Genomic DNA, 22249 nt, shown 5'->3' on the forward strand with positions numbered 1-22249 from the left:
TTGAGTTGAAGTTAGTCCACGTCGGCTACCAGTGGCCGGAGCTGATGCGCAATACGAATGGCGATCACGGTAGGTCCGTCAGCGCTGAGAGCTGTTTTGAAAGCTGCCTTGATTTCCTCTATCGTGTTAGCGGCCACTCCGACACAACCAAAGGCCTTGGCCGTTGCGACGATATCGAGTCCGGGCAGATCAAGCGCGGGCACATTGGGAGTTTTCTCGAGAACTGCAAACTCTTTGAGAATGGCGTACTCGTCATTGCACGGGACAATGTAGATAAGCTTGAGTTTTTGCCGAGCGGCAGTATAAAGGCTCTGTACTGAATACTGCAGAGCTCCATCCCCGATGGCAGCGACGACCGGGCGCCCTGTTCCCATCTTCTTCTGGGCAAGCGCAACGCCAACTGCTGCTGGTTCTCCCCATCCAAGTCCGCCACTCGCGAAGGTATAGTACGAACCGGGCTCGGTGATTGGCCAGTACTGGGCGAGATCTCCGAAATTAGAAGCTGTTTCGTTCACCAGAATGGCATTCTCGGGCCGCAACTCGCTCAATGCGGCGAATGCCTCAAGGGCCTTTAAAGGACTATTCGGTGACGCTGGAAGTTTTCGTTCAATGTGTGGTGCCGCAGGAACGAGCCGCGACTTCACTTCCGGAATTGCATTATTCAATGCCTCCAGGGCCAGCTTTGCGTCTGCCAACAGGCTGTCTCCGACGATCGCGGCGGCCGCATCGTAGGGGTCATTGGTGATCTGCAAGAGTTCAGCATCTTCGGGAAGGTAGTCTCCTCCAATGTAGGGGTAATACCGGAAGACCTGGGCTCCAACCACGATGATTAGGTCATGGCCACGAAGTTTTTTGCTCAGTGGGCCAATCGCAAATGGGGCCATACCTCGAAACTGCGGGTGAGTTTGAGGGAAGGACGCTTTATCAGATAGCGGCGACATATACACCGGAGCTCTCAAGCGCTCCGCAAACTTGATGCCGGCATCCCAAGCGCCTGAGCGCTCAATCTCAGGGCCATAAAGCAACACTGGGTTCTTGCTCTTCCGAATCCTTTCGGCGAATTGAGCAAGCCGCTCAGGGTCTGGTGAGTACCGCGAGCTTGCAGTTCGAACGACCGCCTCTCCCAGAGCCGGCTGATCCCAGTCATCCAACGGAATTGACACATACACCGGGCCTGCGGGAGGCTGCATAGCAACCGTATAGGCCCTCATGATTGCTCCGGGGACGTCTTGTGCCCTCACAGGTTGATATGCCCACTTAACCCAGGGCCGCGGCAGGGTCGTCTCATCCCGGTTGGTAAGATATGGATCGCAGAGGATCATCTCACGTGTCTGCTGGCCAGCGGTGATGATGAGAGGCGTTTTATTCTGGAAGGCCGTCATGATGTTGCCCATGCCGTTCCCGGTTCCCGCTGACGTATGCAAATTCAGGAGCGCTGGCTTTCCAGTAGCTTGAGCAAAGCCGTCTGCCATTGCCACGGCGGTCGCCTCCTGCAGAGCAAGTACATATTCGAAATCCTTCGGGAAATTCTTGAGAAACGGCTGCTCTGTCGAGCCCGGGTTTCCGAAAATCGTTGTCAATCCAAGCTTCCGTAAGAGGTTGTACGTAACATCCCAGACGGTCGTCTGAGTTTCGCGTCGCTCATCTTTGAGCACCTCCAGAACTTCGGTTTGGCTATTTCTGCTCATTCCCAAATCTCCTTATGCGGTGTCCGGCTCTTCGGCGTGGATCGTCACGAAGTGCTTCTGTAGTCCTGAGCAAGAGTGACAATTTCCCGAACTCTCGAGAAGGTGAGTAACGGTTAGCCCCGGTTATGAGCCTTCCGGTTCTCGTCGGTATCGAATAAGCAGAACCAGAAATCCAGCGGGCAGAAAAAGCAACTAAACTTGTTAGCCTTAGCCCTCGAATGCTTTGGGTTCATATGCGATCACGAAGCATGAGCACAAAAGACAAAGGCCCGCCGTCGGCGGGCCCTTGCACATCGGTGATGCCTAAACCTTTGCCAATGATGGTGCTGGCCTATCATTCAGCACAGCATCAATGTTGTCGAGTGCAACCATGCCCATATTCGTCCTGCTCTCGACGGTTGCAGTGCCGATATGCGGTAGCAAAAAGACATTCTTGAGCTCGACATAGCCGGGATTGAGCTTTGGTTCTCCCTCAAACACGTCGAGACCGGCTGCAGCAAGGTGGCCGCTCTTGAGAGCAGCGATCAAATCTTCATCAACAACCAGGCCACCCCGGGCAGTGTTCACCACAATCGCACCTTGCGGGAGAAGGGCGATCGTTCGCGCATTGAGGAAGTGATGGGTCTTCTCCGTCTCGGGGGCATTCAGGCTGAAGAAGTGACTTACACCGAGAAGCTCCAAGGGATCGGCATGAAAGACAGCGTCGTCCGCCTCTTCCGCTGGAAGCGGATGCGGATTTGAGTAATGAATCTTCATGCCGAATGCCCGGGCGCGCTTCGCAACAGCCTGACCAATTCGTCCCATACCCAGAATTCCGAGGGTCTTTCCTGTCACCTGCCAGCCCAGAAGTGCGGCCGCGCGAGGGACGGTCCATTCACCGGTTCTGACCAGATCCTGTGCCTCGAATGCTCTGCGACTAGCGCCAAGCAGCAACAACATCGCTATGTCCGCCGTTGCGTCGGTCACTTCGGCAGGGGTGTATCCAATTGCGATATTTCGTTCCGCCGCAGCACGCATATCGATTTGGTCTACACCAACGGAATACGTTGAGATTACCTTGACGGAGGGTGAGACCCGTCTGAAGAAATCTGCATCGAGCCTGTCGAATGGCGTGATCAGGATTGCGTCTGCGCCATCCGCGGCGGTGAGGAGTTCTTCACGTGTAAAGGATGCTCCATCCCCTTTGCGTCGGACCTCGTATTCGTTATTGATCCGCGTCTCAACTGACTTGACGAAATGCGACGTCACCACCAACACTGGCTTTTTCATGAACTGTGTTCTCCCACAAGCTTGTCGTTCTCATCTGTTATGACATGGAATATTGCCAGCATCCACCGAACCGAAAACGCGAGCAACGGTTAGCTCACGGCGGCTACGAACAAAGCCAACCGAAGAGATAATGGAAGGGACATCTACTCGTGTCCTACCGTTTCCATGATCTTTCCCATCTCCATCGCGTTGCTTGAGGGAATTTCTTGAAGACTTATCGCGAGTTGATCATTTGCAATACCGGTCAGACTCTGAAACATAGCCCACAACTGCTTAAGCATTTCCGCCTTTTCATCTACGGCATGTCCACTTCGCAGGATGCAATTTAGAGCCCCAGTCGAAGCCCTGTCCCCACCGGTATATCCGGCCCCCCTTGGATAAGAGAGAAAGACCACTCGGACGAAGTTTTCGGGGACCTTCATAACCCCGTTGTGTATCCGTGTAATCTCCTTTGCGATTTCCGCTTTCATTTCCTCTGATATGGATCCCTCTTCCGTGATCGCGGTATATAAAGGCATTTTCGTTCCCTCCGATGGCTAAGTGTTTAGTTGTTAATCGAGAGCACAAGCTTTCCTGTCGTTCTCCGACCCTCCCGGAGGTGTGAACCCGGACGAGCACTCTCCCGCCTGAGGCACAGGATCGGAAACTGTGCACAATTCGAGGACGTCAGGTTCCCCTGTCGATCGAATTTGGATTGCTCTCATCCCTTACCTCTTTCGAAGAAAATCGATCACCCTTTCTTTGGGAAAAGAAATTGCATTTGGAATCTTGCAGACCAGTGTGTCGTCCCGTCTGGGTACTCAGCGTTTCGAAAAACTTGGGTGTAGATGTTCACAGGCAGCCTTTCAAAATGGACGATCTTTCCAACTCCGCCACCGACGGGCACTACCCACCGTTCAGCTCGTTGTTTCTCCCAATCTGCGGTGATGATCGGTGAGGATGTGAGGTACCACCCGTGACGAAGGTTGTAGTTCACGAATGGCTGCATCAGCATCTGATTGACATCCTTTCGCGCCGATGGTCCCGCCACGGAGAACAAGTTGTACACCAGCGTTCCATATAACCAATGTCCTTGGCTCCTCAATGCGACAACTGTAGGGCCGACACTGAGTTTCTTCGTACCAAGGATGTCTTGTGTTGCAGTAGGAAAAGACAGGATTGGTCCTGCGCCCCAAATAATAGGGCCAGCCTTTGCCGGCGATAGAAACAGCGAGAGGCTGACGTCTCCTAGTCCGGTTGTTCCGTTGACTCCTGGCGCCAGGTCGGGCACTTGGATCACCGGAACGATGGTCCGCGTAATAAGATTCCAATCCTTCGACAGAGTAAACGGGACGACAGGCTTCATCTCAAGAACGTAGCTGTCTTCTTTGTCAATCCCTGTTTGAGGATTGAAGTCATTCTCGAACGGGACTGAAATTAAACGTGCGATCGGATTCTGCGCTTGCTTGGCTATACTCGAACTCTCCTGGGCCCGAGTTGGCTGGACACTGGCAATGATGGTCAAACTCATTAGGGTGATTTTGCATATTGCCCGTATCGAGGCGCCGCGCATCGATGCTTCCACACCGACGGCGGCCAAATGCTTTGAGTCGTTGCATGTCCCTCCCTCCAAGGCGTTCGCGGCTCGGTTCGAGAATAATCTTTGAAATTGTCCCATTGTTCCTCCTGGCTCAACCGCGAGATTCGCACTTCCGCGAAGCCAAGGGAACGTGAGCAACAGTTAGCTCCCGGTGATCGCTGATAAGCCAAATGCGCGTCAAGGCTTCCGAGTCCAAATCGCTCCCTTAAGTGCAGTTGCGAGCCACGCTCGACCTGATTTCCGGCGTCTACCTGGTACGCCTATCCATGGGGTGCGATCTTTTACTCCGGCTTTTTCGCCTTGAAAGCCGGGTTGGAGTATCCACAGGATTTAGTTCTATTACAGGAACATGTAATTGTTTCGCTGCCGTGCAACTGCTACTCTCACGCTGTCATGTGGTTTATGACATTCGGCACTGCCATGGACGTCACGGAGTACGAACTCCTGACTCAGGAACTTGCTGTTGAAAAAATGAGCTCCCGAAGAATGGGTCTTTCTCTCTCGGTACCTTCTTCAGGTTGTTTCACCTCTTGATGTTGCTTACGCAGTTGTCATCTCTGTTGGGTTGTTATGTTGAGCCAGGCGAGCGACTTCATCGCGTCGAGTCAACTCTGCTTGTTGCTGGCCTAAAGTCGCAACAAACAAGCGGCATTGTTCTCACCCGAGCTGGCTCGGGTGCCATTTTCTTTCCTCTCGGCATCCTGAGGCAAAGCGCCAACAGAGATGGAATGTGAGTAATATGTGGGCGTTGTGCGGAAAACACATAAAGAAGGGGGGTCCTTTGTTCCCATTAGAAGTTGCGACGCCTTCGCAAGCTCAACCTGCGTCGCAGCCTCGCAGCTATGCTGTCTTGTTCTCTTGATGATCGTTACCTCCGTCTCTTCTTTTTTTGGACAACCACTTCGATTAGCGAACGTGCAGGTGGGTCACGACTCCTGGACCTTCAAAGAGGGAGCGCCTGCGGACATCACGTGTTTAGCACAGACCAATGACGGGTTCCTTTGGCTGGGCGGCCCCAACGGACTATTTCGCTTTGATGGAACGCGATTCGAACCATTCAGCTCGCCGTTTGGCGATCTGCTCCTCTCGAACAACCTTTACTCGTTGTTCGCACCGCCGTCTGGTGGCCTCTGGATCGGCTACACGTTCGGAGGCTTCAGTTTCCTGGATAAGGGGCGAGTGACCAATTATGCGAGCGGAATTGGAAGTGTTTACGGTTTTACTCAGGATCGGGATGGAATTGTATGGGCAGGCACATCCAGTGGTCTATGGAGATTCGATCATTCGGGGTGGCAGCATATCGGGATTGAGTGGAACGCTCCGACCGGACGCGTCACGCAGGTTGGATTTGATTCAGAGGGGATACTTTGGGCGTTGGTGGGCAGTACGGGTGCCCCGAAGGACCTTATCTGCCTTATGCCGGGGACCGGACGATTCAAAACAGCGGGCAGCAATTTATTAGGAGAGAATTTCACCTGGGAGCCGGATCGAACTGTCCTGACCGCGCCCGTAGCCCCACGTGCGTCCGACTCCGGCAAAGGTTCTGATGAGAGGCCGCCTGCTTACCCGGTTATCAGCAAAAACCTTCAAATGGTTGACCGAAACAACAGTATTTGGATCTCACCCTGGGATAAGCCGGTTGTGATGCGCCTTCCAAAAGACAGCCTGCGTGATGTCCAGAACAAAGCGTCCCCAGCTATCTCTGAAACCTATAACGTAAACCCTTTTCAGATGGCACAGTTGGTGGATCGTGAAGGAAATATCTGGTTTGGAGACACCAGGGGTATCCATCGATTCTTCTACACCCCCTTGATCAGACAGGAATTCCCGAAAGAAACATCGGAGAGTTCGGATTTCGCCGTGGTTGCTGATGACAATGGGGCGGTCTGGATCAGTTTCGGTACGCGTGGCGAATCTGTAATAGCAGACCTGTATCACGTGCTGGGCAGCAAAGCCGAGCGTCGTCTCCCGCAGGTGATATCGTCATTCGCCTACCGCGCACCTGACAAGACGTTCTGGTTCTCCGGGGAACGTTGTCTTTGGCATCTTGTCCGAGACGATTTCGTTCGAGTGAACCTTCCCCCGGAGGTGGTGAACCAATTTGGATTCCTGCAGACGATTACTGCGGATCGACAAGGAGGAATATGGGTCTCCTTCGGCCGCCACGGTTTATACCGGTTAGCCAATGGCAGTTGGACACCTTACGGTGGCCGCGACGACCTCGTAAAGACAGGGGCCATGATGATCGCGTTCACCGATAGCCTTGGCCGCGTGTGGTTCGGCTATACGAAGAGCCAGCTGGCGGTTTTGGATGGCGATCGGGTCCGTCGATTCGGTCCGAGCGATGATCTTCAAGTGGGCAATATCACGGCGATCTATGGACGAGGATCGGAGATCTGGATCGGGGGTGAATTTGGGCTGGAGCAGTTTGATCAGGGACGCTTCCGCAAGATCGCCGCTGTGGATGACAAATGGCTGCGCGGAATCTCTGGAATCGTCGAAACACCCGAGGGAGATTTATGGCTCAACGCGATTTCAGGGATCTTCCATATCCGTAAGGCGGAGATCTCCGAAGCTTTGAAAGATTCTGCGTATCGGATCAAGGGCGAGCACTTCGGCATACGCGAGGGACTTTCAGGGATTGCCAACCAGGCGCGTCCGTTTCCAACCGCCATCGAGGGCACCGATGGCCGACTGTGGTTCGCGTTGCGCAACGGAGTAGTGTGGCTCGATCCAACAACCTACTCTGAAAAACGGAGAGTGCTGCCTCCGATCACCATCCAGTCGGTCTCAGCCGACGACAAAGGCTACGCGCCCGACGCTCGTCTCTCTTTACCAGCCCATACGTCGAGCGTGCAGATCAGCTACACCGCAGTGAGCCTCTCCGATCCCGAGGCCATCCGATTCCGCTACAAGCTGCAGGAAACAGACAAGCACTGGCACGAAGCGGCTGCGGCCACTCCGGTTACCTATCGCAACCTTCCTCCCGGATCCTATCATTTCAGCGTTGAGGCGTCAGATACGAACGGCGTGTGGTCAGACAAAATTGCCACTGCGGAGTTCACGATGCTGCCGGCTTTCTACCAGACGCTATGGTTCCGTTCGCTATGCGTGATCCTCTTATTGGTAGCGGTTGCAGGGTTGTATCAGCTTCGGCTGCGGCAGTTGGCACGGCAATACGGCATGCGTCTGGAAGAGCGGGTGAGCGAGAGGACACGCATCGCACGGGAGTTGCACGACACGCTGCTACAGGGCTTTCAAGGACTCTTGTTGCATCTCCAGGTGGTCTTCGACCTCCTTCCGACGCGCGCTCAGGAAGGCAAGCAAAAACTAGGCAGTGCTATCGATCAAGCTGTTGAAGCGATCAGGGAAGGTCGTGACGCCGTGCAGGATTTGCGGTCGTCTGTGACGGTGACAAATGACCTTGCCCTTGCCTTGGACACGCTCGGACAAGAACTCGCAGTTGATGGAACAAACCACAATGCAAATGCTCCGGTATTTCATGTTGAGGTGGAAGGCGCGCCGCGCGATCTTCACCCAGTGACGCGGGACGAAGTCTACAGGATTGCTGGCGAGGCCTTACGAAACTCCTTTCGGCACGCCGACGCGCAACACATCGAAATAGAAATCCGGTATGACCAGCGGCAGATCCGATTGCGTTTGCGCGACGACGGAAAAGGCATTGACCCGAAACTTCTCAGTGACGATGGGCGCGAAGGACACTACGGCTTGCGAGGTATGCGAGAACGGGCAAAGCTTTTAGGTGGAGAGCTCACCGTATGGAGCGAACGGGATTCAGGGACCGAGGTGGAGCTGATCATTCCCGCAGCCCATGCGTATACGCCATCCGGGCTGCCCCGGTCTTGGTTCGCGGAAAGATTTTTCAGGAAAGCCCAGGAGGGAAAACGATGAGTGATGTTACCAGCCGGATGCGGATTCTCGTGGTAGACGACCATCCCCTCCTTCGCGACGGAGTTACGGCGCTGGTCAGCAGCCAGTCGGACATGAGCATCGTCGCACAAGCATCTAACGGGCGCGAAGCGATTCAACAGTTTCGCGCACACCATCCGGACGTCACGCTGATGGACCTCCAGTTGCCGGAAATGAACGGCCTCGATGCGTTGATCGCGATTCGCGGTGAGTTTCCCGAGGCTCGAATCATTGTTCTGACGACATATGTTGGAGATGCGCAGATCCTTCGCGCGGTCAAAGCCGGCGCACGTGCGTACCTGCTCAAAAATACTCTGCATAGAGAGCTGTTGGACACGATCCGTGCCGTCCACGCCGGGAAAAAGTATATTTCTCCCGAGGCCTCCTACGAGCTTGCTGAACACGCCAGCGAGGATGCCCTCACACCGGCGGAAGTTCGCGTGTTGCGGTCGATTGCCGATGGAAATTCCAATAAGGAGATTGCAGCTCTGCTATCCATTTGCGAAGACACGGTGAAGAGTCAGGTGCGAAATATTCTTTCCAAACTGAGCGCCAAAGACCGTACCCAAGCCGCCATGATCGGACTGAGACGTGGAATCATCGATGCCTAAAGCCCCCAAAAGGGTGACTTTTCCAAGCCTTTTGGGGTTGTTGCTCAGTTGCATACATTATAGGGTCATGAGGTGCGTCGACTTTTCTCCACGTTCGCTCATGGGGCGCCCGGCGTAGGTCTTCTCTTGTTGCGGATAGTGTCTGGCCTTGCTTTGATCTTTTGCGGCTTGACTTCGTTGCGGGGCCGCCCGCCTGTGGGGCCAGTTATGTTAGACATGCTCGTGACCTGCATAGGACTTCTCCTGCTGGCGGGTTTGTGGACCCCAGTCGCCGGCACACTGCTGGCGATCATTGCCTTCTGGCATGCATTCATCGAACCCGCGAATTCCTGCAATTGTGTCGTGATGGGAACTCTTGGCGCCGCGCTAGCACTTCTCGGACCAGGGGGCTGGTCGGTCGATGCTCGCCTTTTTGGATGGAAGCGCATCAGCGTGCGAGACAGAGTGAAGTAACTTCCACTCGAGAGACTTTTTTTTGACCTAAACAGTACCTACCGCTACCTAAATCTAGTTACCCCACCTGCCCACATTTTAGTTACATCACCTACCCAAAATGATGGCAGAGCCTCTCCAAATGGGCTTGTTGGGAACGGAGACCGATGCGAGACTCGCCATTAGGGAAGCGTGATACGGCAACGCTCGGTCAGCAGCGATAGAACTTAGGCAACAATAATGCAAAGAGACCCTGAAAGAGTTAGATCAAGAAGAACGAAGCTCACCTTCACGATGTTGAGACTGCAGCGCCTCAACGGAGACTGCCAATGAGAGTGCGGAGTCATACGGAGTCGAACTAGACACGGTCCAGCCTATATCCGTGGAATGAGGAACAAGAGAGACGGCGGATATGAATACTCCGAGAAACCGGACAAAGCGAAGCGAGGAGAGCGAAGATGATTGATGCAGATGACCGGCAGAGCCGTGATTTGGTGGGCGTGAGAGCAGTATTCAGACCTCGGGTTCGCTGCTCCGGAGTTCGAAACGGCCTCGCCGATCCAGATGTGATAGAAAAAGGTTCCTTTGCGACCGAAGCCGAGAGCGATGAGACGATCTCCGAAGACGCGATTCGTGATGAACTCTCTCGAATTCTCGAGAGTTCGATATTTATTCAATCTGACCGGCTAGGCCGATTTCTTCAGTTCACTATTGACAAAACCATGGCGGGCGAAGGGGGGATGCTCAAGGAGTATCTAATCGGCACGGAGGTGTACGACCGCCCGACTTCCTATCGGCCCAGTGAAGACTCGATTGTGCGCGGAGAAGCTCGCCGGCTACGAAGTAAATTGAAGGAATACTACGAATCCGTTGGCAAGAACGACCCACTTTCTATCCACTATCGGCTTGGCAGCTATGTGCCCACGTTCCGAAATAAACATAGACATGTGAACTTTGCTGCCACAGAATCCACTCCCCGTGAACGATTTACTGGTGGAGACGGCATCCGCATAGCTGTTCTGCCTTTCTTAGACGCTTCTGGCAGCGCCGCGTCTGGTATTTGTGCTCAATTGATTACCGATGACTTAATTCACGAACTGGTCCGCACAGATGGGATTCGCGTAATCGCCGCAAGTTCAGTAGCGCCCCTGGTCGCGAAAGCTATGGACATTCGTTCTCTGGCTCGGACTCTGGACGTTCAGATCGTATTCGAAGGTACGGTGCGCCACGACAACAACCTATTGCGCATTACCTCCAGGGCCGTTGACCCTGCCGACGGATTTCAGATCTGGTCTGAACGGATCGAAACGGAGCAAGATCTGCAAGATCTTTCCACAGTCTCTGAGCGAATTGCATCGTCGCTCGTATGCCGCATCCGGCCAACGAATGATTGATTGGGACAAACCGCATACCGGCACTACCTCCCTGGGACAGGGGGATCAACTCCAACAGACTTTTCCCATGCGGGAACGAGCTAGACCGGACCGACGCCCCACTTTGGGGTCATGTAGCGAAGGCGGCATACAAGCAAGGAAAGATTCAGCCAGCGATGGACACGACAGACGGCAGAGCATGGACGAGAACGAGAAAAATACTTCTTTTGTCTCTGCTGCTCGGCCACTTCCCTAGCACGCATGCCCAGAGTATTTCCCGGTCACCTACCGAACCATGGACAAACGAGAAGCGCCAGGCTCAATTTGCTCATTCTCTCCGAGCCACTCAAGCCGAGGCGTACACGACTGATCCGACTCACGCATACACGCTGCCCGAATTGATTAACCTCGCGGAACTTCACAACCCGGACACTCGCGTGGCGTGGCAGAATGCAAAGGCTAAGCTGGCGGAGGTCGGTATGGCAGAGTCCGCCCTGTACCCCACCGTTGCGGCGGTCGCTATCGCCTCAACCTGGCGTAATGGACCTTTGATTGGGACGGAGTTTCACCGGCAAACCATCGGGCTCTTCCAGCCTACGCTGAATCTCAATTATTTGATCTTCGACTTTGGTAAGCGGAGTGGCGCGATTGCCGCAGCGAAAAACGAGCTCTTCGGTGCCGACTTCGCGTTCAACGACGTCCATCGGAGACTCATCTACCAGACCAGCTCCAGCTATTACTTTCTCCTCAACGCGCTTGGACAGCTCGAAGCTGCGCGTGCCACGCTTGCGAACGCACAGACCGTTCAGAAGGATGCGGAGGCTCGACTCAAGAATGGAGTGGCAACGCTTCCTGACGTCCTCGAGGCGAGAGCGGCCACGGCGCAGGCCGAATACGACCTTCAGGCCGCCGATGGCGCTCGGGAAATTGCCTTGGGGAACCTCTCTACCTCGTTAGGTCTTCCACCGAGTACAGCGCTACAGGTTCAACCGCTCAATCAGCTCACGGTGCCTGATGAACTTCCCGAAAGCGTCGAGGATGTCATTGATCGCGGTCTGCGGCAGCGCCCGGACTTGATGGAACAAGTCGCCAATATGAGAGCCGCCGACGCCTCGCTGGAGCAAGCGAGATCCGACTACCTCCCCTCGCTCTCCTTCTCCGGTCTCGGAGGTTTGCAGCGCGCTTACGGCCAACAGGATCTGCTTCCAGGAACGTATGCTGGTGGCGAGACCTGGAATGTGAGTCTGACACTACGGTGGAATGTTTTCGATGGGTTACGCCGTGAACATGCAATTGCCGAAGCCAAAGCACAGAGATCTCAAGCGAAGGCGGAGATAGACGCCACAAAAGACCAGATTTCGAACGAGGTCTGGACGGCCTACTCTAGCCTGAAAACATCACAGCGCCAACGAAAGGCCGCTGCCGCTCTGCTCCTGTCCGCAGAACAGTCCTATGTAGCGGCGCTCAAATCTTATGACCTCGGTGTGCGGAGTCTTCTCGACGTGGTAGCGGCCCAGCGCACTCTGGCCCAAGCGCGTTCCGCAGACGTCGCTGCCCGGGCACAAGTCCTCACTCAATTCTCAAACCTTGCGTTCCGGAGTGGGGACCTTTTGCGCACTGCCTTAAGAAAGGCAGCCCAACAACCATGAACCGAATGCGTTTTACATCGAAAGCAAACGTCATCCTATTGGTCTCACTCACACCGTTTTTGTTGACAGGCTGTCAGCGGGCACCGGCCTTCAATATCGAAGGATCCTTCTTTCCAGGATGGCTCGTCTGTGTTGTAGCCGGCATCATCTTCGCTGTTTGCATTCGAGGCTTACTCTGCCGCGTCGGTCTTGAACGGGAGATCAAGCCGTCTATTCTGATCTATCCCTGCGTTGCTTTGTCGTTTGCGTTGACTACTTGGTTGATCTTTTTCCGCTGAGGCGTTTATTGAACGGAGACTCCTATGACGAACGAACAATCGACGACAAAGCGGCTCGCAGGGAGACTCCTGAGCATCGGCATTATTGTGTACACACTCATCGTTGGCGCCATCTGCCTGCATAGTGTGAGCACAAACCCGCGGACGGACGACGCGGAGGTCTTCGCAAACTTTATCGGCATTGCTCCTCAGGTCGAGGGTCCAATCGTCAAGCTCTACGTCAAGGACAACCAGTTCGTCCATAAAGGTGACCTGCTCATGGAGATTGATGACCGGCCCTACCGCTACGCGCTCGAACATGCAATGTCGGAACGCGAAGTACTCGAGGGTCAGATCGAAGATGAACGGAGAACCATCGCCGCCCAGACTACCAGTGTCGAAGTCGCACAGACCGCGACGCGTACTGCAGATGCAAACGTCTCGAGGTATGCGGCTTCCGTGGAGGAGGCAAAGGCCTCGGTTCTGAATGCACGGGCTGGACTTGCCAGGGCCGAGGAGGATCTTAACTACGCAAGCAGCAATCTCGGCCGTATTCAACCCCTTTTGGCCGAGCAATTTGTCACTGTCGATCAGGTCGATCAGGCAAAGACGCTAGAGGCGACGCGCCGCCAAGCTGTCGAACAGGCACGCTCGCAGCTGAAGGTGTCGGAAGCCGGCCTGGAATCGGCGCTCGCGCGGTACCAGCAAAGCAAAGCAGCCCTGGACCAGAGCCACCAGCAGGTCCAGGTCTCTAAACACAGCATCCCAACCCTCGATCCGCTCGTCGCGCAGCGATCCGGAAGAACTTCGACGATCGAGGTCGCGGAATACAACCTGAACAATTGCCGCATCTATGCCCCGTTTGACGCCCGCGTCACGAACCTTACGATCTCCGAAGGAGCCTATGCCCACACGGGCCAACAGATGTTTACGCTGATTGACACCAGAGCCTGGTGGGTCATGGCGAACTTCCGTGAAACCCAACTGAAATACATCCGTCCGGGCATGCCGGCGGAAGTATATGTTTTGTCCGAGCCAGATCGGCCCCTTGCTGGAACGGTCGATAGCGTAGGGTTTGGAGTTACACCCGATGAAGACGTCGTAGGAAAGCTGAGTTCAGGTCTGCCCGACGTGCAGCGGACACTTAATTGGGTCCATCTGGCGTCTCGGTTCCCCGTCCGAATCCAGATTAGCGAACCGCCTGAAGATCTCGTTCGCATGGGAACCTCGTCGATGGTCATCGTACGCGCATCCGGTTCAGGCTCTCCGGGCAGTAGGTATCGATGACAACCGACGCTAAGTCGACGCCTGAGCCAAGTGGCTTTGTAGCTTGGTTCGAGCAATTCTTAAAAAACGAACTTGCGCCCTATCCCGGTCGTGGAGTCGTTGTGGCCCGCACGGTCATTGCGGCAACCGTCACTATGCTTCTGATCATGACCTTCCGTGTGCCCGGGGGTGCGCTCGGAGCCCTGTACGCGTTTCTCATCTCCAGGGAGAGTCTTCGCTCTACCTTTCGGTCCGGGGTCGCCATCGCAATCAGCTATGTGGCTGCCGTGACGTTTGTGCTCGTCGCAGCGGACGTCTTCGCCGACCAACAATCGGCGCGCATCCTGTGGTTCGCCGCCAGCATGTTCGTCACATTCTTCGGTCTGCGGGCCCTCCGCTATACAGAGGTCGCCACCGGATTCGCGGTTCTGGTCGTGAATGCTCTTCCCATCTGGCAGATTCCTCAAACAGCCGAGTATCGAGTCGAACACACACTCTGGCAGGCGTTGGCGGTCGGCATAGGAACCGTGGTTACGATAGCGGTGGAAATCATCTTCCACGCAATTCGGCCAAGGGATGAGATCGTCGACGGAATCAGAGAACGGCTGGACGCAGTCCGGGCGCTGTTGTTGGCCTATGCGGCCGACAAGCTCGTCCCAAGTGAGACGGTAGATCGAGTCGCAAGGTATGCGATGGTAGGGACGAGCGGTCTGCGAAGAGAGCTTGCACGATCCGGCTACGAAGCCTCTATCAATGATCGTTGGAGCACCGTAATCTCTCTGGTGGGCCGCGTTGTCGATTTGGGGGTTAGTGCAGTTGTAAGGCCACATCACCTTTCGATTCGAGAGCACGAGCATCTCCGCAGACTCGATACGCAGCTGCGACGGATTCAGAGCCATTTGGGCAACTCGAGGAACACTCTCATCGCTGAAGAGTTCATGGATTCAGCCGCTGTGACCTCGAGCAGCACACAGCTGGCCGAGATGGACAGGTCCCTTTCGATGCTGGCGCAGGTACTGCAAGGTGCAGACCTCGCCCAGCGGGTCCCTAAGACTGATTCTCGAACTGACAACCCCGTCAATGAACAGGATGCCTTTTCGTTGTTCATCCCGGATGCGTTCCGGAACCCCGAACACTTAATGTTCGCGATACGCGGCAGTATGGCGGCCACGCTCTGCTACCTAATATACGAACTTACCGACTGGAGAGGGATCGCAACATCCGTCACAACTTGCGTCATTACCGCGCTCTCAACAGCTGGATCTTCGCGGCAAAAGCAGATCCTGCGTGTGGGAGGAGCGATTACGGGGGGATTGGTCCTCGGAATCGGTTCGCAAATTTTTGTCCTTCCCGACATCGACTCCATTACTTCATTTGCCATTCTGTTCGCCGCGGTCACTGCAATGGGCGCTTGGATTGCAACGTCGAGCTCACGCCTGTCTTACTTTGGTGTCCAACTCGCCCTGGCTTTCTATCTCATTAATATCCAGGAGTTCACCATTCAGACCTCGCTCACCGTAGCCCGCGATCGGGTCGTCGGCATTTTGCTTGGCCTGTTCATGATGTGGCTCGTCTTCGACGGAATTGGAGGAACAACCGCAGCCGATTCAATGATGCGAGCATTCTGCCTCAATCTGCGCACGCTGGCCGAGATGTTCGAGCAAATCGACCGCTCCGATCTTTCCGCCGCGACTCAGAGAGCACATGATCTGCGCGAGGAGATTCGGTCACACTTTGACAAAGCCAATGCCCAGGCAGACGGGGTTCCTTTTGAGTTTGGGCTGCGAAGAGAACGTGGAATGGCTTGGCGCAGCCTCATTCGTAAATGGCAACCACGGTTGCGTGCGGTTTACTTTCTTGAGGCGGCTTCTTTTCAACACCACCTTTATGAGCGAGATGATGCACTTCCTGCTTCGTTCTGGACAGCAATCGGTGTAGTGCACCGCGATTGCGCGCAGCTCCTCCTCCTGATGGCGGACCGTCTTGAAGGGAAATTGATGAGCCCTGGACCAATCCGCCGAGTTGATTCGGGACTTCGCCTGCTTAGCGAGGCGATACCGGCAATGATGCTTACGCCGGTGCAGTTAGAGAGAGCACGCGGGGTTATCGACCTGTCACGCCAGGCTTGCGATGAACTCACCGCAGTGTTGACAGAGATGCTCGAGATGTCTGCCCTCTCCGAATCATCATCCCAGGTGAATTCAGTCTTCGTTGGAGACTAGCCGCGGCGTCGCTATTCTTGCCGACTAGATTGAGTTTGTGCCCTCGACAGTTAGAACCAACCATGTCGTCCGAACTCACGGGTTGGATGGAGAATCATCGGCCGCCCTAGACAAGGAGGGCTTCTAGAACAAAGACCACTCAGACCCTCCTCTCCTTGACAGAATTGCCGGTCGCAACATAGACATGTAATAGCCGTTGACGGGCGACAATTGGAACACCCGACCGACGACAAACAAAATTCCCGATCGTGAAAGAATAGTTGACGCCGGACAAGCCGTCGATTCTGTGGGTAGATAAGATCTTTGCACTGCTCTAGGAGGTGATATGCAAACTCTTCATGGACGAATCGCAGTGGTAGTCGCCGCTTCAGATGGGGTCGGTGCTGCGACAGCACGCTGCATCGGGGAACTGGGTGCATCGGTTGTAGTCAACTATTCATCGGATAAGGGCGGAGCCGACCGGGTTGTCGCTGAGATAGTACGGTCTGGCGGTAGAGCGGTAGCGTTTCAGAGTGACATGGCGAACGCAGCGGATTTCGGCAATGCTGTCAGTTGCGCCCGCCTGACCTTTGGAAGCCCTGACTTCGTCTTCAACAACACACGCGATTATCCGCAAGATGTCTCCGCGCCAAAGACAGAAGAAGACCATCTTGCAGAGTTCCGGGGATACTTCGCCCAAGCAGCCCGCGCAAATCCCGCATGAAAAACATTATTCTTACAAAAGGTGCAAATCTACCATGACGCATGGAAGGACTCAGAAGAACTCTCTAACCAAACCCTCTCCCGGTTTACAGAATCGCTTCCCGACGGATCCAGAATTTGTGACGGTAGACGAAGGGCGATCTGGAAGTTAACTGATTGAGGTTACTCGGGGCAGGCCTTCTGAATGCCAGATGCTGGTCTTCAGGCGGAACGGAGAAAGCTCAACCTGCGTCGCAGCCTCGGAGCTATGCGGCTTGTTCTCTGGATGATCGTTACCTCCGTCTCTTCTTTCGGACAAAGACTTCGATCAGCGAACTCGCAGGTGGGTCACGAGTCTTGGACCTTCAAAGACGGAGTTCCCCCGGACGTCACGTGTTTGGCATAAGCCAATGAGGGTTTCCTTTGGCTGTGTGCTCCGAACGGGCTGTTTAGGTTTGACGGAACGCGATTCGAACCTTTCAGATCTCGGGTTTGTGGACCCCGGTCGCCGGCACGCTGCTGGCGATCATTGCCTTCTGGCATGCATTCATTGAACCCGCGAATTCCTACAATGGTGTCGTGATGGGAACTCTTGGCGCCGCGCTAGCACTTCTCGGACCAGAGGGCTGGTCGGTCGATGCTCGCCTTTTTTGGATGGAAGCGCATCAGCGTGCGAGACAGAGTGAAGTAACTTCCACTCGAGAGACTTTGTTTCTGACCTAAACAGTACCTACCGCTACCTAAATCTAGTTACCTCACCTGCCCAAATTTTAGTTACATCACCTACCCAAAATGATGTGCAGAGCCTCTCCAAATGGGCTTGTTGGGAACGGAGACCGATGCGAGACTCGCCATTAGGGAAGCGTGATACGGCAACGCTCGGATACGGCAACGCACGGTCAGCAGCGATAGAACTTAGGCAACACTAATGCAAACAGACCTAAGCAAAGAGTTAGATCAAGAAGAACGCGGATCGTAAATGTCGGGAGCCAGCACCCCTTCGCGAAGGTTGTCCGAGACCACGACTCGCGTCGAACCGCCAAGCCGGCGAAAAGCCTTCTCGTGCAGCTCGGCCCACACCCGCGCACTGGAACGGAACACAAGCGGTGAACCGCTTTCCGACTGCAGCCCAGTGTCATTACAAACAGCCGCGTGCGACGGTACTTGCCGGTATCCGGATCGCGCACCATCGGCCCGGTGCCGTAATCAACCTGGCACTCCTCACCGAGTCCGGTCTCGATAATCACACGAGCTTCCGGCGATACCGCTCGCAGCTTGCGCACCAAACGCTTGACGCTCTGGTAGCCGCCCGTGAACCCGTGCATATCGACCAGATCCTGGAAGATACCCATCGCGTTGCGGCCTCGCGACAGCTCCAACTCGATCATCTCGCGGTATGGCTCACTGGCTCCGGCCGTCCGCTTGCCATCCTGCGCCGGCGGTATCCCCGAGGACAAAAAGCCGGTGGTCACCTCTATGGCCGGTTTTGAATTGAGAGCTGGCTTGGAACCTAAAAAGCCGGTGGTCACTTCTATGGCCGGTTTTGCCGGAGAACCGTGTCCCCAACCTCCCGGCGTGCGTAATGCTATCCCGGCCAACCGCAAGTAACCGCCAGCCGTCTCGCGACGGACTCCCGTCGCCTCCTCGATCCGCCGCAAGGACCAACCAAGACGCCCCAGCGCGATCACCTGTTCCTGCTTCGACTTTTCCAAGACATTACCCATGCCAACAGAGGCTAATTTCCCCCGTCGGAGCTAATGTCTTAGGCCGTTTCTCTATGGCCGGTTTTGAGGTGACCCTCTATGGCCGGATTTGGGTGACCCCCAAGGGAACGAAGCTCACCTTCACGATGTTGAGGCTGCAGCGCCTCAACGGAGACTGCCAATGAGAGTGCGGAGTCACACGGAGTCGAAAGGAGAAATAGAAGTGACGACACAGACCGAAGCAACAAATCAGTGGACGACTTCGAAGGACACGAGAATTGGTCTCTTCATACCGTGCTACATCGACATGATGTTTCCAGAAGTTGGGATAGCTACTCTACAGCTCTTAGAGCGATTTGGGTTGAATGTAGGTTACCCACTCGATCAGACTTGCTGCGGCCAACCCATGTCCAACAGTGGAGATGAAGTCAATGCTGCTCCCGCCGAACAGCTCTTCGTAGAGAACTTCAAGGGATACGATGGCATTATCGGGCCAGCTGGGAGCTGCGTCAAACAGGTCCGCTGCCACTTTGACACTATCGAACAGACCGCAGATGTTGAGCACGTTCGTCAACATACGTATGAGTTAGTCGAATTCCTCCACGATATCTTGCAAGTCGATTCCTTCCCCTGGGCTGAATTTCAGCACTCTGTAGCGATTCACAATAGTTGTAGCTCTGTTCGCGGACTCGGTATCGCGAAGCCGTCCGAGATCATGTGTGTTCCCTTCGATAAGACAGCAAATTTGCTTTCGAAGGTGAAGGGCCTGGTGCTTGTACCTGTAGACCGGCCGGACGACTGCTGCGGTTTCGGGGGAACCTTCTGCGTTACGGACGAAGCCGTCTCCGCCCGGATGGGACTCGAGAAGGCTCACGATCAACTTCGCCATGGGGCCGAATACGTAGTCTCGCCCGACATGTCGTGTTTGATGCACCAAGGAGGAATCGCGCGACGCGCCGGGCTGGATCTGAAATATATCCATGTCGCGCAGGTATTAAACGGCGGCCCATTCTAAGAGGAGTTTTGAATATGAGCAATACGAAGCAGGTTAATCCGGCGGCGGCGGCCGAGTTATTAGGCGATGGATGCGATATTCGTTGATCTTGCCGGCAGTGATCTCAGGAAGAACCATGTTTCCAAAGAACGGCACGAGATGGCCATTGGTGCGCGCGTGCTGTCCACGGGCATAGGTTGCATTCCGCTGTCCCTGCGTCATGATGTCGAATTCCCGCAGGTACACCTTTGCAGCTTCGCGAAACGGCTTGCCACTCTTCAACTCACCCTCGCGGAGTTTGCCTCGCAGCTGCAGGTACCAGTCTTCCGCGAACTCCTTCGCTTTCGAGAGGCTGTCTTCTTTGGTGGTTGTGCGCCGGTTCTTTCCGGCTAGATAGGTTGCGCATTGCCAGCTGGAACTGTTCGGACGCTTGTAGACGTGAACCTTGCCACCGAGGATGGTGTGATGCTCAGACATGCGTAAGCACCTCCTGCCTCTCCCAAAAAAAGCGAAAGTGTGGAAGAGTTGTGTAAGGATAATGCTTGTCTTTGAGTCCGGTCAACTACATGTATTTTCAATCAATTAGTCAAATGCCAGCTTGTGTCTTAGACGATTTTGAGTCCTCTTTTTGTGGTTTCGCGCGCTATTAGCCACAGTGAAGAACGGAATGCGCTTCGACAATTATTACTGTTGGGTTGTGTACTTGAAGTAGAGATTTCCCACCAAAACAGCCACCAACGAAAATGGCCTCTCGCTCGGAGAGGCCCATTTTAGCTTGCAAATCTGGATTTCTTCACCTCTTGTTGGTTCCACTTTTGTGTGAGAGCGATTTTTCCCGCGAGTTTTTTCCCTCTGCCATACTTGAGTTGCGCGTGGTGGGTGTCGGGCGCTTCCATCTGAAGGACAGAATCTCGCTCAGCTATTCGTCCTTATCTAAGGAGAACGGGATATGAACGGCAAGGGAAAGATGTTGTTCGCCATTGGTTTGGGCGGATGGTTGATGTCGGCCTTGGGTGCACCGCTTCAAGCCCAGGAACCTAACCCAGTTTCGCAGACGACTACACAAAACAATGAGATTACTAAGCAGGAGAACGGCATCTATCTTTACCGCGTGAAGGTGGTCCAGCGAGACCTGGATGCGGTGAATTATCTTCACCGCAGCGACTCGACGAAGATTGCCTTTAAGGGCACGACACTGCTTCCCGCAGCCAAGGGTGAGGCAAAGATAACGAGTGAGCGGGGCGGAATTGTGATCGAGGCGCGGTTCGAGGGACTGACTCCGGCGAACGGGTTCGGAAAGGAGTACCTGACCTACGTGCTGTGGACGATTACTCCGGACGGGAGGCCAAGCAATCTTGGCGAGGTACTGCCAGCGGGAACGAAGAGCAATATTACGGTGACGACTGGTTTGCAGTCATTTGGGCTGGTTGTGACAGCGGAGCCGTATTACTCAGTGACGCAGCCGAGTGACTTGGTGGTGCTGCAGAACCAGATTATTCAGGACAAGACGACCGGCGTGTTGGAGAAGGTGAACGCGCACTATCTGCTGCTTCCGCGCGGCACCTACGCAGAGTCGGAAGGGTCGAAGACGGTGGCCAATCCGATCACGCGGGACGAGAAGTCTCCGCTGGAGTTCTACGAGGCGAACAACGCGGTTCGGATTGCGAAGGAAGCGGGTGCGGAGAAGTATGCTCCCGACATCTTTGCCGAGGCGATGCGGGACCTGAAGAACGCCTCCTATATCGACTCGAGTAAGAAACCCGACCGGAAGTTTGAGATTACGTTTGCTCGGCAGGCAGTGCAGCGTGCGGAAGATGCGCGGTTGGTGACGCTGCGGAAGCAGGCGGCTGAGCGAGAGATGAATGCCCAGCTTGCAAAGCAGAAGGCCGAGGCGGAGGCCGCGCAGGCCCAGATGGAGGCTGAACGGGCCGCCGCGGCAAAGGCACAGGCTGACGCTGAACGTGCCAGAGCAGAAGCAGAACGGGCAAAGGCTGAGGCGGAGGCTGAGGCTGCGCGTACTCGTGCTGAGGCGGCGAGCAAGGCTGCCCAGAGCGCTGCGGACGCACGCGAGAAGCTGCTTAGCCAGTTAAACAGTGTGCTGGCGACCCGCGAGAGCGCGCGAGGGCTGATCGTGAATATGTCAGACGTCTTGTTCGATTCGGGAAAGTACACGTTGAAGCCTGGCACGCAGGTTAGCTTGGCGAAGGTATCGGGCATTCTGCAGTCGTACCCGGGCTTGAAGCTCCAAGTGGAGGGTTATACGGACAGCACGGGAACGTCGGAGTTCAATCAGAAGCTCTCGGAGAACCGGGCCGGCGCAGTCCGGGATTTCCTAGTGTCAATGGGTGTTGCTCAGGAAAATATTCTGGCGACCGGGTATGGCCAGAATCATCCGGTGGCCGACAACAATACCGTCGCAGGGCGCACGCAGAATCGCCGGGTACAATTGGTGGTTTCGGGCGATGCGATCGGGGTGGAGAAGAATGTGCCGGCAGCTGATGGCGCTGCTTCTCCGGCACTTACCGGAACTTCTACAGCGGATTCAACTCTGTAGACGAAGGTAACTTTCTGCAGTGTGGGATGGCTTTGGCCATC

Annotated in this window: 15 protein-coding genes and 1 pseudogene; 10 read left to right on the forward strand and 6 right to left on the reverse strand. The window is 55.0% G+C overall.

Features of this window, described 5'->3' with window-relative positions:
- Positions 1 to 11: 11 nt before the first annotated feature.
- The 4 genes from mdlC to Q363_RS05685 form a co-directional block, all read right to left on the reverse strand.
- Positions 12 to 1688 carry a benzoylformate decarboxylase gene (mdlC, locus tag Q363_RS05670; protein ID WP_084080043.1) on the reverse strand — a complete coding sequence of 559 codons (1677 nt, stop codon included), beginning with the start codon at positions 1686 to 1688 and terminating at the stop codon, positions 12 to 14.
- Between the two features lie 303 nt (positions 1689 to 1991).
- Positions 1992 to 2957: a 2-hydroxyacid dehydrogenase gene (locus Q363_RS05675; RefSeq protein ID WP_035348532.1), complete on the reverse strand. Its 966-nt coding sequence runs from the start codon at positions 2955 to 2957 to the stop codon at positions 1992 to 1994.
- Between the two features lie 143 nt (positions 2958 to 3100).
- Positions 3101 to 3475 (reverse strand): tautomerase family protein, encoded by a 375-nt coding sequence (locus Q363_RS05680; protein WP_035348533.1) that lies wholly within the window; start codon positions 3473 to 3475, stop codon positions 3101 to 3103.
- A 212-nt stretch (positions 3476 to 3687) separates the two neighbouring features.
- Positions 3688 to 4614 (reverse strand): hypothetical protein, encoded by a 927-nt coding sequence (locus Q363_RS05685; protein ID WP_051978414.1) that lies wholly within the window; start codon positions 4612 to 4614, stop codon positions 3688 to 3690.
- A gap of 837 nt (positions 4615 to 5451) precedes the next feature.
- Between Q363_RS05685 and Q363_RS05690 the strand changes: the two genes are divergently transcribed.
- The 8 genes from Q363_RS05690 (at position 5452) to Q363_RS37840 (ending at position 16979) form a co-directional block, all read left to right on the forward strand.
- Positions 5452 to 8448 carry a sensor histidine kinase gene (locus Q363_RS05690; RefSeq protein ID WP_169746937.1) on the forward strand — a complete coding sequence of 999 codons (2997 nt, stop codon included), beginning with the start codon at positions 5452 to 5454 and terminating at the stop codon, positions 8446 to 8448.
- 17 nt (positions 8449 to 8465) lie between these two features.
- Entirely contained in the window at positions 8466 to 9077 is a 612-nt protein-coding gene (locus Q363_RS05695; RefSeq protein WP_342667392.1) for a response regulator, read from the forward strand.
- A gap of 890 nt (positions 9078 to 9967) precedes the next feature.
- Positions 9968 to 10903, forward strand: a complete 936-nt coding sequence (locus tag Q363_RS05705) for a hypothetical protein (protein ID WP_035348539.1) — start codon at positions 9968 to 9970, stop codon at positions 10901 to 10903.
- Positions 10904 to 11109: 206 nt separating this feature from the next.
- Entirely contained in the window at positions 11110 to 12531 is a 1422-nt protein-coding gene (locus Q363_RS05710; protein ID WP_425387626.1) for a TolC family protein, read from the forward strand.
- A 5-nt stretch (positions 12532 to 12536) separates the two neighbouring features.
- Positions 12537 to 12809: a YtcA family lipoprotein gene (locus tag Q363_RS37835; protein WP_245632058.1), complete on the forward strand. Its 273-nt coding sequence runs from the start codon at positions 12537 to 12539 to the stop codon at positions 12807 to 12809.
- Between the two features lie 24 nt (positions 12810 to 12833).
- Positions 12834 to 14075 (forward strand): HlyD family efflux transporter periplasmic adaptor subunit, encoded by a 1242-nt coding sequence (locus tag Q363_RS05715; protein ID WP_035348544.1) that lies wholly within the window; start codon positions 12834 to 12836, stop codon positions 14073 to 14075.
- 101 nt (positions 14076 to 14176) lie between these two features.
- Entirely contained in the window at positions 14177 to 16276 is a 2100-nt protein-coding gene (locus Q363_RS05720) for an FUSC family protein (protein WP_169746938.1), read from the forward strand.
- A gap of 325 nt (positions 16277 to 16601) precedes the next feature.
- The gene (locus Q363_RS37840) at positions 16602 to 16979 is read left to right on the forward strand and encodes an SDR family NAD(P)-dependent oxidoreductase (RefSeq protein ID WP_084080049.1); all 378 of its coding nucleotides are present in this window, start codon (positions 16602 to 16604) and stop codon (positions 16977 to 16979) included.
- Between the two features lie 950 nt (positions 16980 to 17929).
- Here Q363_RS37840 and Q363_RS05735 read toward each other — a convergent pair.
- Positions 17930 to 18681, reverse strand: a pseudogene (locus Q363_RS05735) (transposase); the annotation flags it as partial.
- Positions 18682 to 18883: 202 nt separating this feature from the next.
- On the opposite strand from Q363_RS05735, the gene Q363_RS05740 reads away from it, so the two are divergent.
- A complete protein-coding gene (locus tag Q363_RS05740) occupies positions 18884 to 19675 on the forward strand; it encodes a (Fe-S)-binding protein (RefSeq protein WP_211256121.1) in 792 nt (263 codons plus the stop codon).
- 33 nt (positions 19676 to 19708) lie between these two features.
- Here Q363_RS05740 and Q363_RS05745 read toward each other — a convergent pair whose 3' ends face one another.
- Positions 19709 to 20131, reverse strand: a complete 423-nt coding sequence (locus tag Q363_RS05745; protein ID WP_035348552.1) for a hypothetical protein — start codon at positions 20129 to 20131, stop codon at positions 19709 to 19711.
- Positions 20132 to 20603: 472 nt separating this feature from the next.
- Between Q363_RS05745 and Q363_RS45350 the strand changes: the two genes are divergently transcribed.
- Complete coding sequence (locus tag Q363_RS45350) at positions 20604 to 22208, forward strand: OmpA family protein (protein ID WP_281175973.1); 1605 nt, start codon at positions 20604 to 20606, stop codon at positions 22206 to 22208.
- Positions 22209 to 22249: the final 41 nt, after the last annotated feature.

It is taken from the genome of Edaphobacter aggregans DSM 19364 (genome assembly GCF_000745965.1).
Taxonomy (GTDB): Bacteria; Acidobacteriota; Terriglobia; order Terriglobales; family Acidobacteriaceae; genus Edaphobacter; species Edaphobacter aggregans.

Bases quoted from the DNA above. Each gene is read 5' to 3' on its own strand.
- mdlC (WP_084080043.1), bottom strand. From the start codon at position 1,688: ATGAGCAGAAATAGCCAAACCGAAGTTCTGGAGGTGCTCAAAGATGAG.
- Q363_RS05675 (WP_035348532.1), bottom strand. From the start codon at position 2,957: ATGAAAAAGCCAGTGTTGGTGGTGACGTCGCATTTCGTCAAGTCAGTT.
- Q363_RS05680 (WP_035348533.1), bottom strand. From the start codon at position 3,475: ATGCCTTTATATACCGCGATCACGGAAGAGGGATCCATATCAGAGGAA.
- Q363_RS05685 (WP_051978414.1), bottom strand. From the start codon at position 4,614: ATGGGACAATTTCAAAGATTATTCTCGAACCGAGCCGCGAACGCCTTG.
- Q363_RS05695 (WP_342667392.1), top strand. From the start codon at position 8,466: ATGCGGATTCTCGTGGTAGACGACCATCCCCTCCTTCGCGACGGAGTT.
- Q363_RS05705 (WP_035348539.1), top strand. From the start codon at position 9,968: ATGATTGATGCAGATGACCGGCAGAGCCGTGATTTGGTGGGCGTGAGA.
- Q363_RS37835 (WP_245632058.1), top strand. From the start codon at position 12,537: ATGCGTTTTACATCGAAAGCAAACGTCATCCTATTGGTCTCACTCACA.
- Q363_RS05715 (WP_035348544.1), top strand. From the start codon at position 12,834: ATGACGAACGAACAATCGACGACAAAGCGGCTCGCAGGGAGACTCCTG.
- Q363_RS37840 (WP_084080049.1), top strand. From the start codon at position 16,602: ATGCAAACTCTTCATGGACGAATCGCAGTGGTAGTCGCCGCTTCAGAT.
- Q363_RS05745 (WP_035348552.1), bottom strand. From the start codon at position 20,131: ATGTCTGAGCATCACACCATCCTCGGTGGCAAGGTTCACGTCTACAAG.
- Q363_RS45350 (WP_281175973.1), top strand. From the start codon at position 20,604: ATGAACGGCAAGGGAAAGATGTTGTTCGCCATTGGTTTGGGCGGATGG.